Origin of the sequence: Shewanella psychromarinicola (assembly GCF_003855155.1) — a bacterium.
GTDB classification, from domain to species: domain Bacteria; phylum Pseudomonadota; class Gammaproteobacteria; order Enterobacterales; family Shewanellaceae; genus Shewanella; species Shewanella psychromarinicola.
The window spans coordinates 1,444,031-1,456,536 of record NZ_CP034073.1; the positions used below are offsets into that span (position 1 = coordinate 1,444,031).

The 12,506-nt window shown below is 44.3% G+C and carries 7 protein-coding genes and 1 pseudogene; 5 read left to right on the forward strand and 3 right to left on the reverse strand.

Annotated elements, in window-relative coordinates:
• Positions 1–77 precede the first annotated feature (77 nt).
• The 5 genes and pseudogenes from rng to EGC80_RS06305 all read left to right on the forward strand — a co-directional run.
• Positions 78–1,568, forward strand: a complete 1,491-nt coding sequence (gene rng, locus EGC80_RS06285; RefSeq protein WP_101033818.1) for a ribonuclease G — start codon at positions 78–80, stop codon at positions 1,566–1,568.
• Complete coding sequence (locus EGC80_RS06290; RefSeq protein WP_233768602.1) at positions 1,568–5,620, forward strand: YhdP family protein; 4,053 nt, start codon at positions 1,568–1,570, stop codon at positions 5,618–5,620. The genes rng and EGC80_RS06290 overlap by 1 nt, the downstream gene beginning before the upstream one ends.
• A 193-nt stretch (positions 5,621–5,813) precedes the next feature.
• A complete protein-coding gene (locus EGC80_RS06295) occupies positions 5,814–6,644 on the forward strand; it encodes a carbon-nitrogen hydrolase family protein (RefSeq protein ID WP_101033820.1) in 831 nt (276 codons plus the stop codon).
• A gap of 64 nt (positions 6,645–6,708) precedes the next feature.
• On the forward strand, positions 6,709–8,157 hold the full coding sequence (gene tldD, locus EGC80_RS06300) for a metalloprotease TldD (protein WP_101033821.1): 1,449 nt from the start codon (positions 6,709–6,711) through the stop codon (positions 8,155–8,157).
• Positions 8,158–8,257: 100 nt separating this feature from the next.
• A pseudogene (locus EGC80_RS06305) lies at positions 8,258–8,524 on the forward strand (ABC transporter permease); the annotation flags it as partial.
• Positions 8,525–8,834: 310 nt separating this feature from the next.
• On the opposite strand, the gene EGC80_RS06310 reads toward EGC80_RS06305, so the two are convergent.
• The 3 genes from EGC80_RS06310 to yjgA form a co-directional block, all read right to left on the reverse strand.
• A complete protein-coding gene (locus EGC80_RS06310; RefSeq protein ID WP_101033822.1) occupies positions 8,835–9,236 on the reverse strand; it encodes a hypothetical protein in 402 nt (133 codons plus the stop codon).
• A gap of 163 nt (positions 9,237–9,399) precedes the next feature.
• Positions 9,400–11,868, reverse strand: a complete 2,469-nt coding sequence (locus tag EGC80_RS06315; RefSeq protein ID WP_124013460.1) for an Ig-like domain-containing protein — start codon at positions 11,866–11,868, stop codon at positions 9,400–9,402.
• Positions 11,869–11,896: 28 nt separating this feature from the next.
• Positions 11,897–12,430, reverse strand: coding sequence for a ribosome biogenesis factor YjgA (yjgA, locus tag EGC80_RS06320; RefSeq protein WP_101034789.1), 534 nt, complete (start codon positions 12,428–12,430; stop codon positions 11,897–11,899).
• Positions 12,431–12,506: the final 76 nt, after the last annotated feature.

The following is a 12,506-nucleotide window of genomic DNA, read 5'->3' on the forward strand; positions in this document are numbered from 1 at the left end:
TGCTTTAATCGGGCATCTACGGTGGTGCAACTACTGTCAATATTCCCATTGAAGCATGACCCGAATACTGGTGGCTTATGAACATAAAAGCACAACGTAAAAAAGGCACAGAATTGCTCATCAATGTCACGCCAACTGAAGCGCGTGTTGCATTAGTCGAGCATGGTGTTTTACAAGAGGTGCATATTGAACGCCGCATGAAGCGAGGTTTGGTCGGTAATATCTACAAAGGTAAAATCAGTCGAGTATTACCTGGTATGCAAGCCGCGTTTGTTGATATAGGCTTAGAAAAAGCCGCTTTCTTACATGCTTCAGATATTGTTCCTCATACCGAATGTGTTGCCGATGTCGAAAAGGGCAACTTTGTGGTGCGTGATATTGCCGAGTTAGTGCGTCAAGGCCAAGACATTATGGTGCAAGTGGTCAAAGATCCACTCGGCACTAAAGGTGCCCGCCTGACAACGGATATTACTTTACCCTCGCGTTATCTAGTGTTTATGCCTGGCTCTAGTCATGTTGGCGTATCGCAACGTATTGAACTTGAAGAAGAACGTCAACGCCTTAAAAATATTACCCTACCTTATGTTGATGATGACGGCGGCTTTATTATCCGTACCGCAGCTGAAAATGTTGGCGAAGATGAACTCGCCCAAGATGCGGCCTTTTTGCGTCGGGTGTGGGCTAAGGTCAGTGAACGACGTAAGCGTAAAGGCGTTATATTACTGTATCAAGATTTGGCATTACCTGTGCGGATCATTCGTGATTTTGTCGGTACTGAACTTGACCATATTCAAGTCGATTCGCGCCGTACTTATGCTGAATTACAACACTTTGCCCAAGAGTTTATGCCTGAAATTGCTGAAAAAATTGAGCATTATGCGGGCCCAGCACCTATCTTTGAATTGTATGATGTTGAGAATGAAGTTCAACGGGCCTTAGGCCGTAAAGTTGAGCTTAAGTCTGGCGGATATTTGATTATCGACCAAACCGAAGCCATGACTACGGTCGACATTAATACCGGTGCATTTGTTGGCCATCGCAACTTAGAAGAAACCATTTTTAATACTAATCTTGAAGCCACTCAAGCGATAGCAAGGCAACTGCGGTTACGCAATTTGGGTGGGATTATCATTATCGATTTTATCGATATGCAGATTAAGGAACACCAAGCGCGGGTGTTAGAAAGCTTAAACGCGGCATTGGCGTTAGATAGAGTCAAAACAAGCGTCAGCGGTTTTTCGGGTCTGGGCTTAGTTGAAATGACCCGCAAACGTACTCGCGAAAGTTTAGAACATGTGGTGTGTGGTGAATGTCCGTCTTGCAAAGGCACGGGTACCATGAAAACGATTGAAAGTGTGTCATATGAAATTTTCCGGGAAATTATTCGTTTAGACCGAGCTTATAAAGCCGATGAGTTTTTACTGTATTGCTCGCCGGCAGTGTATATGAGCTTTAGTGGTGAAGAATCGCATTTGCTGGCAGAATTAGAAGTTTACATCGGTAAGCGTATTCGTTTGCAAAATGAACCCTTATACATTCAAAGTAAATATGATGTGGTGATGATGTAGTGTCGACAACTCAGGCGGTAACGATTAACAGATTATCTTGGCAAATTTTGGCTATTGCACTGGTGCTATTTGCATTGGTAGTTAGCCTTATTCGTGGTTTATTGCCTCATATTCCTGAAGTCCGTACTGAATTAGTTCATTATCTTCAAAACGAATACCAACTGCATGTGCAGATGGGTGAACTCAGTGCCGAATGGCAAGCTTTTGGGCCAGCACTGACCGTGAGCAATTTAGTGTTACTGCCACAAGATAATCTGCCGATTACCGTTATCAGCGAAAATGTACATATCAAACTCGATTTTTGGCAGTCACTTTTAACCTTGAGCCCGCAGATTGAAACCGTGGTATTTGATGGTGTTAAAGTGGCATTAAATCTCGATGAGTTGGCATCTACGGATGAGAACGCTACCGCGGGTGATATGACTAATCTTGATTGGTTGTATGGATTGTTATTAGAACAGTTAGGGCATTTTTCAATCACCGATGCGTCATTACAACTGTTTAGTAAACAACAGGATTATCGGCCGATTTTTATCGATAATCTGCTGTGGCAAAACAGTGCCAATAGTCACCAAGCGCAGGGTATGATCCATGTGGATCAACTTGAGTCGCAGCAAGAACAGTTAACCTTACGTATTGATCTTAGCGGTGATGGTTATCAACCTGATACGGTCGCAGGCCAACTTTACGTTACCGCAGATTCATTAGACTTAGGTGAATGGGCGTCTAGACAACATATTGCGCAAGAAAACACTGACAACATTGAATTTCAAGGCGTGATTAACCTTGATGCGTGGATGACATTTGCACATCGTCAGATCCAAGATGGTGTATTAGTGTTTAAACCCAGTTGGTTGCAATGGAGTGACGCTGATACCCAGCAAAAATTTGCTATCAACTCAGGTTCATTGCAATGGACACCGCAGCCTGATGGCTGGAAAATCGCCAGCCATGATTTAGATTTATCGACTAATGATCAAACTTGGCCGTCTCTTAAGTTAGCGATAGGCACTCGTGATGGTGATTTTTTTGGTTATGCCAACCAGATTACTCCGTCGAACTTAACGCCAATGCTGCCGTTAGTGCCCGGTTTGGGCAAACAGCAAGTGAACCTTTGGCAACAACTCAATCCTCAAGGTCAAATTGGCCCCATTAGGCTGTATAAAGCGGCCGACAAACCGCTTATCGGCAACGTTGAAGTTCAGCAATTACAGTGGCAAGCTTATCAGTCGATACCGGGTGTGAGTCCGATTGATGCTCAATTGACATGGGCGAATAGCCTGCTTGAATTTAGCTTGCCAGAACAAGAGTACAGTGTCGATTTTAACGGTGGTTTTAGCCAACCATTAGCGCTTCACGGCAGCGCAATGATGGGCCGTTATGATGTAGAACAACAGCGTCTTACCGTGGCTGATATTGAATTAATTAATGATGATATTACCTTGCAAGCGAGCCTGAATCTTGAGTTTGTTGACGAGATTCATATGGGGTTGGCGGCTCACTTAAGCATTGATGATGTGGCCGATGTTGGACGTTATTTCCCACAGATGGCCATGAGTCCAAAATTAGTCAGTTATCTTAATGATGGTTTAGTCGCAGGGCGAGTCAACGACGCGCAGGTAGTGTGGCATGGTGCGTTAGGCGGTTATCCCTATCAAGATCACAGTGGTGTATTCCAAGCTGCATTTCGCCTCGACAGTGGCACCTTTAAATTTCAACCTAATTGGCCAGAGGTCAGCGAACTCACGCTATCAGCCTTGTTTGAAAATGCCATGATGGATTTGCATATTGATCAGGGCAAACTCGATAACGTTGCGGTTGACGGCGCGCGAGTCTCTATCCCGCAGTTGGGTAAACAGTCTTTATTAAGAATTGAAGCGGATATCACCACCGACGCACAAGCCGCGGCCAAAGTGATTAACGCCTCTTCACTTCGTGATTCAGTAGGTGCCACGTTAGATGTGGTACAAATTCGACAGCAAATCAATACCCAATTAGATCTGGCGATCCCGTTATACAAAGGCGGTGAAAAATTGATTAAAGGCCAGGTGACCTTTGATAATAATCCGCTGTTTATAACCACTCCCGGCTTAGATTTACAAGGCGTATCTGGACAAGTTAATTTTGTGAATCAGTTGGTTGAAGGCAAAAATATCAAGGCGAGGTTATTTCAACAACCGTTGACGTTTAGTGTAAAAACCAAGAAAAACAATAGCAATTTTAGCTTAAATGTTGATATGAATGGTCGCTGGGATCTCGACACATTACCCGCCAGCTTACACAATCCATTGAGTGACACTTACCAGGGCAAAATGGACTGGAATGGTGGCTTAACCATGATTTTTGACCCAAGTGGTTATAGCTTACAAGTCTCTGCTAATTCCGATCTTATCGGCACCTCACTGGATTTACCGATGCCTTATCAAAAGTCGGCCGCTGAACCTAGAAAACTAAGCGTGGATCTTATTGGCGATAATAAACAATCATCGTTAAGCATTAAGTTGGCTAATGATGTCGAGTTTTGGGGGGAATTTAATGCCGACAGTGGCAGCCGGCTTGCTTTTTATGACGTGATGATTGGTCGTCATTTTAAATTGGGTGACAGATTAAATAAACAACAAGGCCATATACATGTAGACCTGCCTAAAGTCGATTTAGCGCAGTGGTTGCCGATTATTAATCGCTTCAGTGTTAGCGCTGAACCAGATGTTGTGAGGTCGTCGGTACGCGATCGTATTTTAACAGCAGATGAGTTGCCGGGGATGGCAACTCAAGACAATCGAGCTGAAACCACAGCGATTATTAATGCCGCAAGGTCATTCCCTCGATTAGCTGGGATTCATGCCGACATCGAGCAATTAAATGTGTTGGGACAATCATTTGATAAATTACATTTTTATGCCGAACCCACAGAACAGGTGTGGCGCTTTGACGCTGAGTCGCAACAGTTTGATGGCCGTATCGATTTTTACCCTAACTGGCGCGATCAAGGGATTAAAGTGGTCGCTAAAAAGTTGTATTTATACCCTAGCGTCAGCATGGCTGAACAAACAGAGCCGACAGCGGCATCCATGCTGCAATATCTGCCCACTTTAGCAATAGATGTGGATGATTTTAAGGTTAATGACTTATCGTTAGGGCACTTAGTGTTACAAGGCTTACCCCATGAACTAGGATACCAATTTCAAACGCTGTCATTAACGCAACCTACTGTTACCTTACAGGCCAATGGGTTATGGTCGCTTGAAAATGGCACCGATAAAACCGTGTTCGATATCAATTTACAGGCTGAAAAGTTTGATGACCTATCAAGGATATTAAACATCAATCCTGGACTACAAGATGCGCCATTGGATCTCAGCGGTCAGTTATCTTGGCAAAGTGCGCCCTATTACTTCACTCTCGACACGCTAAACGGCCAACTCAAGTTTGCACTAGGCAAAGGTCATCTTTCGGAGATTAGTGATAAAGGCGCGCGAGTGTTTTCATTGTTTAGTTTAGATTCATTATTGCGTAAATTATCGTTAGACTTTTCGGATGTGTTCGGCAAAGGCCTATATTTCAATACCTTTAACGGCAATCTTATGATCGATAATGGGGTGGTTAAAACCACCGATACTGAAATGGACGCCATTGCCGGTAACATGCGAGTACGAGGTTACACCGACTTAACCACCCAAAGCTTAAATTATGACATTCGTTTTGTGCCGCAACTTGCGTCCAGTGTGCCAACCGTGGTGTTATTGAGTACCAGTGCGTGGACTTTGGGGTTAGGGGCATTTGCCCTGACAAAAGTGTTAGAACCGGTTATTGAAGTGATCTCAGAAATTCGTTTCCGAGTCACCGGTACCATGGACAATCCGCAACTAGAAGAGCTTGAGCGTAAGAGTAAAGAAATCGAAATCCCAAAGGCAATATTACCGCAGGTAGACGAAACCAGTATAGAAACTAACCTTAATACTAACGCCAATGCTAAAGTAGAGGCTAAAGTAGAGGCTAAAGTCGAAACTGAAGTCGAAACTGAAATTGACTCAGATGTTAAAGCTCAGTAATAAAAGCTCAGTAATAAAAGCGATAGATCGTGAGGCCATACTCCATCGAGCGCGCCATCAACTCAGCTCGTTCCGGTTATCGATAATTGACCTTAAGCTGACCGACTGCCAGGTAGCGATGCTGAAGTCGGTCCAATGAGACAGGCTTGGGTTTACTCATCAACTAATGTGTTTATGCGATAAGGAGTTCGAGATGCAAATCAGCTTATTACAATCCCAAAGCGGCCGCGATGTCAAAGCCAATCTTGCGTTTATCGACTCGCAACTCAACGCCTTACCCCGTGATGCCAATGAGCCACAATTAGTGGTGTTACCTGAGTGTTGTTTATTGTTTGGCGGCCATGAAAGTCAACAGCTTGAATATGCTGGCAGTCAGCATCAAAGCGAACTAAAAAGCGCATTAGCCGCGTTGGCAAAGCAGTACCAAGTGTATGTTATTGCCGGCACCATTCCCATGCGTGCCGACGATGGTAGAGTGTTCAGCCGCTGTTATTTTTTTGATGATCATGGCGCCACCCTAGGTCATTACGATAAACTGCATTTATTCGATGTTGAGGTGAGTGATGACACCAAAACTTATCGCGAAAGTGATACCTTTCATCCCGGTGATCACATTAGTGTCATTGATACACCTTTTGGCAAAGTTGGTCTAGCCATTTGTTATGACATTCGCTTCGGCGATATATTCCGGGCTTTGCGTTTGGCGGGGGCAGATTATATTGCCCTACCTTCGGCATTTACTAAAGTCACCGGTGAAGCGCATTGGCAAGTGTTATTACAAGCGCGTGCAATTGAAACTCAATGTTATTTGTTGGGCGCAGGCCAATGGGGGCAACATAATCAAGGTAGTAGAGAAACATGGGGTCACAGTATGATAGTCGACCCTTGGGGCCGAGTCATTGCTGAGCGAGCCACTGAATGTGGCTGGGTACAAGCTAAAGTCGATTTAGCCGAATTACGCCGTATTCGTCAACAAATGCCGGTGATGGGCCATAATCGATTTATGGCGCCACAGTTGAAATAACACTGGATACTACTATTAACACTGAATTCGCAGTATGCGTTACCCATTAATAAAGAGAATTTTAATGCCATTTTTAACCCAAATAGAGCAGAGTTTATTGCAAGATGGATTAACCTTAGATGGACTACAAGGTTACTTAAATACCATTCATCAACACAATATCGATTTTTCAGACCTGTATTTCCAAGGTAGCCGTCATGAGTCTTGGGTATTAGAAGATGGCATAGTCAAAGAAGGCAGTTTTCACATTGAGCGTGGTGTGGGTGTGCGTGCCATTAGCGGTGAAAAAACCGGTTTTGCTTATGCAGACGAGATTACTCCGGCCGCCCTTGATGCTGCAGCAAAAGCTGCCCGCGGCATTGCTAGCGCAGGTGAACAACACAAGGTGCAAGCCTTTAAACGTCAAACGGCTCATAAACTGTATGACAGTGCCGATCCGATTGCGGCTATGGACGAAGTCAAAAAAATCGACCTATTAAAGCAAGCCGATGCCTATATTCGTAGCCTCGACAGCCGTATTATTCAGGTAGTGGTCAGCTTATCTGGCGTGCATGAAGAAATATTAATTGCCGCAAGTGATGGCACGTTAGCGGCAGACATTCGTCCGTTAGTGCGTTTTAACTGTAGCGTTATCTTAGAAGACAAGGGCAAACGCGAGCGTGGTAGTGCTGGTGGCGGTGGTCGTCACGATTACAGCGCCTTTTTAGCCACAGATGAAGCAGGCTTACCGTTAAGCTTTGAATTTGCCCGTGAAGCGGTGCGCCAAGCACAGGTTAATGTTAACGCTATTGATGCCCCAGCAGGTGAAATGCCAGTGGTACTAGGTAATGGCTGGCCAGGTGTTCTACTGCATGAAGCGGTCGGTCATGGTTTAGAAGGTGACTTTAATCGCAAAGGCAGCAGTGCTTTTAGCGGTAAGATGGGTCAACAAGTGGCGTCCACTTTAGTCACCATAGTCGATGATGGCACCATGGAAAATCGTCGTGGTTCATTAAGTATTGATGATGAAGGTGTGCCAAGCCAAAAAACCACCTTGATTGAAAATGGTATTTTGAAAGGTTACATGCAAGATAAGTTAAATGCCCGTTTAATGGGGCAAACACCAACCGGGAATGGTCGCCGCGAATCTTATGCGCATTTACCTATGCCGCGTATGACCAATACTTACATGAAAGCCGGTGATTCCAATCCAGCAGACATTATTAAGTCAGTGAAAAAAGGCATTTACGCACCTAACTTTGGTGGCGGACAGGTAGATATCACTTCAGGCAAGTTTGTGTTCTCGGCTTCTGAAGCATATTTGATTGAAGACGGTGAAGTCACTCAGGCGATTAAAGGCGCGACCTTAATTGGTAACGGACCTGAGGCCATGGGATTAATTTCAATGGTGGGTAATGACTTAGCCCTAGATAAAGGCGTCGGCGTGTGCGGTAAAGACGGACAAAGCGTGCCTGTTGGTGTGGGACAACCAACATTGAAAATTGATCGTCTAACGGTCGGCGGTACAGCTTAACGTTAAGCTTCTATTATTAGTATTTTGACGGCTTGCTGAGTGTGTTTACTCAGTGAGCATTTGTGATCTGAGCATCATTTAATGGCTTATCGTGGCTCATGTCAATTTACTGGTATCGATGCCAATTCTATTCGTGTCTGGGTATGTGTGGCCACTGGCGCTTATTTCTGAACCATCGGTATTAGCATCTCAAATTATTCCTGCAGTGCCTGCTATTATGGGAATGCTCGAGCTGAATCAATTAGGAGTCGGTTGGTTGGCTGTCATGCCTAAATGGCAGCAATTATGGGGTTTGTTTGCGCTATTCGTCACCATGGTCATTATGGCAATTGCGCGTAAACAGCAAGATTTTAAGGTTGCATCATAAATACCTACTACACCTGCATCATACTAAAATCAGCACCATAGCCGGTGAAGTCCGTAAGCTAACGTCACTCGGTTTAACAGATGGTATAAGCGGTGGTATCAGTAAGCTAAAATCAGCCTCTTTCACCTATTTCATCTCCAACATCCCTTTTTTGTTAACAAGGTGCCTTCACGTGTTAATAGCAGCGCTAATAGTGGGTCTGTTACAAGTTATTGCAAGGTAGTTAGCAGGGCAAAGGGTTGCTGATAACCGTTTATTATCTCGCAGTGAGGTGAAGTAAGCAGGGCTAGCGCTTAGTTAATGTGTCTGGTTAAAAGTACAATGTTTCTTGCTTGGTGCCATCGATAAAGATGTCGCACTTATCTGCCGTGCTCGATTTTGCCGATTGTATAATGCTAGCAACAATACCAAAGCGTCCACCTTGATCACCGAGTACCGAGCCAAAGTAACAATCACCTTTAAACTTCATGTCCTCAAAGTTTGCATTGAGATTTTGTGTAGGCGTCATAGGCGGGAATCTGCCTTGCATGATCGCGTCACCATTGGCGGTCAGTAGCAGTTTCTTCTTTTCTGTATCATACGAGCCGCCAAGCACGATGGTTTGTTCATTGACGACAACCGTTTTATTTTGAGCCACGATCGGTGGCTTAGCTGCACAAGCGGTGAGTAGTACGCCTGCTGTAAAGGTAAAAAGTATAGAAATTATGCGCATTATTATTCCTTAGTATGCGTCGAGAGTCATAAGTCGGTCCCTCGTGATAGTAAACTAGCCCTGTCTACATATTCATTGTAACAAGTTATTAACAAATTCCAATAAAAAAACAGCCTGCTAAATAGCAGGCTGGTTAGTTAGTTTATCGTTGTATTTTGGTTAGTTACAACAAGGTGACATAAAACGACAGCACAGTTTCAATGCCTTTAGGCGTAGTGGCTGTTAGTGTTACCAAGCTTGTACCAGCAGTACCATCATTTTCAATGCTAAATGAGGTTGATGTTCCACCTGCAGCGGTCTTGTTTGGCACGGTATAGCCAGAGAATTGCAAATCACCCTCTGTGCTAGCCACGGTTAAGGTCGTGCCAAAGGGTAATATTTGCTCAGCATTGTCGGTTAATACCACAGTAAACTGAGCAATATCGCCATTTGCAATTTCTTCATTGTTAGTGATCAAACTACCATCTCTGCTTACTGTCATCGTGGCCGTTGAACCTGACATTGTTAACACCAACGCCTTACGGATATAAGTGGTCATGGCATTGCTATCGCACAAGCTACCTTGGCACTGTGGGCCGTTAAACTTACTATCAGCCGCTTGGTATGTGTCACTCGCTTGAATATTAAAGTACGGTTCACCTGATTGATGTGTTCCTGACTCATCGTCATCTCTAAAAGCATCAGGCAAATCAACAAAACCGCCGTCATGGTAGGTTTCTACATCCATGCCGTTACCACTACACACTACAGGCGTTGTACCGCTTAAGCAGCCGTTAACTACGCCGCCATCAGCATCGTCAAATACATTATTGCCATTGGTATCGAAGAAGGTTTCGTGGCCTAAAGCATAAGCTAAAATGGTGATGCGGTGATCGCTCACCCTAGGCGATGTTGAAGTCCAAGTGACTGAACATGTTCCGTTTACTATGGTACACGATGGCTCAATTTGGCCACCTTCTGCGGTAAAGTTGATGGTGGTGTCGTCCGGTGCTGGGTTAGCAAAACTGTCAGAGGCATAAGCTGTAATAGTGACTTCTTCACCATTGTTATCTCCAGCTTCTGGGTTACCGGTCGATCTTGAAAGACTAAACCCCAACTGTTGCGGTAAACCAGTATTAACCGTTAGCTGTTCTGATTGGCTGGTAATGGTTTGATTAGTGTCGGCGTCAGTGGTTGATGCCACCACTCTTACCGGGGTAGGAATGGTGCCAGCTTGCACTCTTACACTCACTAAACCTTCTGAGTTAGTGATGCTGCTATCCGTTTCGCCGCCATTAGCAAATTGTAAGTCGCCAACTATGGTGTCGAGGCTAAAGTTAACTGCTTGTTGCGCCGCTGGTTGGCCATTAGCACTGCTCACTAAGAAGGTCACTAACGATGATTCTGTTGAACCAGTGCCGCCTGAACCTTTGATGCGGATTTGGCTTGGGTCGGCTGACACAAAGCTCACATTAGATAACGTTTGGCGTGCTAAGGCAAAAGGCAAACTTGCACTTAAACTGGTGCCATTAACGGTTGCTGTGGCGGTAATAGTATCACTGCGCTCACTATTGCCACTGCAGCTGACATCTGAAAAGGTTGAGCTAGCGGAGCCTGATAAGCTGGTAATAGGCGAGTCGAGTGAGGCATTATCATTGGTGGAACAGTCTGAGCTAAAGCTGATGCTGGTTGGGCTTTGCAAGCGTGTTAATGTGCCATCGGTGCTTTCGGTAACCAAGGTAGCAGTAATCCCAAATGTGCCACCGGCGCTAATGTTATAACGGCCATCAGTTGTTGCGACTAACGTTGTCGCTAATTCACTTTCAACAAACTCACCATTAGCATTATACGAGCCCATCTTAACATTACCATTCGTGGCAATATCGTCAGACGCTAACACTTCAAAAGCACTGCTGCTGGTGAGAGTGCTACCTTGATATTCTGTGGTGACGGTTAACAGGCTGGCACCTAACTCTGCCTCGGACGGCGTGTAGTTAAGCGAAGCAATACCTGAGGATTTTGTCAGTGCAGTTGCTGGCGCTAACGTAGCGCTACCGGCATTGAATGTCACAATTTGGTTAGCAATAGCTTGATTATTACTGTCAGTAAGCAAGGCATTGAGCTGAACTGTTTTATCAATATTAAAGCGAGTAATCGGACCGGTTGCATCACTTATCGAAACGGTTAATTTAATCGCTTCGACAGGGGTACTGGTGTCATATTCTTTAAATTGATAATTACGAGTCGCACTGACTGAATCGTCATCACTTGATGTATAAGTTGCGGTGAGGACGCCGGCATCGCTGCTGCTTGATGTGACAACTGTTGTTGCAAGACCAGAAGATAGGGTTAACACCGTTGTAGGGGCTATTGCTGCATTGGTTGTGCTAAAAGTAATGAGTGCCCCACTGACGTTGGTATTACCGAACTTGAGGTGAGCTACGGCACAAAAACTGCCATCGATATCAAAAATAAGTCCATCGGTGCTGGAATCACATTGGCCATTAACCACATTTTGATAACTAACCGATAAACCATAACTGTCATCTGATGTATCTGAGTCGGTGCCGTCTGCGGCACCGTTACAAGCTGTCAATAACAACACTGAAGTCAGTAATAACCATAGTGTACGAGCCATCATTTTGAGCCGCATTAGCAACATCCCTATTCTATTAAACGGTTTAGTCTTTTATTTCAGCTCGCAAATACTTAAACAACTCTCTTGATGATTTTGATTCAGCACCTTTAGCCAGTTCTTTATTGGCTTGGCGGATCAATTGACGCATTTTTTGACGCTCAAGTTGTGGGTATAGATCCAATAACACTTGGATTTCATCATCGCCATTAGTTAATAAGCGTTCGCGAATTTTTTCAAAAATCTGCACTTGAGCTGCTTCATTATTGTTTTTATTCAACACTTTATCGAGTGCAGCTTGAATAGGTTCATGCTCAAATCCGCGCATCAACTTACCAATGTATTGCAAATGGCGACGATAGGCTTCAGTTTTTTGTTTAATCAGTTTTGTTTTTAGAATCGCATCATACAGAAATTCATCTAAACCCATTTTGTCTAATTGAGTTTTGCTCAGGGCAATCAAACGCATGCCAAGTTCTTGAGCATCCTCACTTTCTTTTTTTACACCCGTTCTGCTGACATAGTTGTCATCATTATCATAGGGCTGCTGAAATAGCTCAGAATCGCCAACAATTTTCATAGTCATAAACCTCAAATCAATATGCATCAATGATAACATTTATTCGGCCTAGAATATGCAGAATTTATTGCTGATA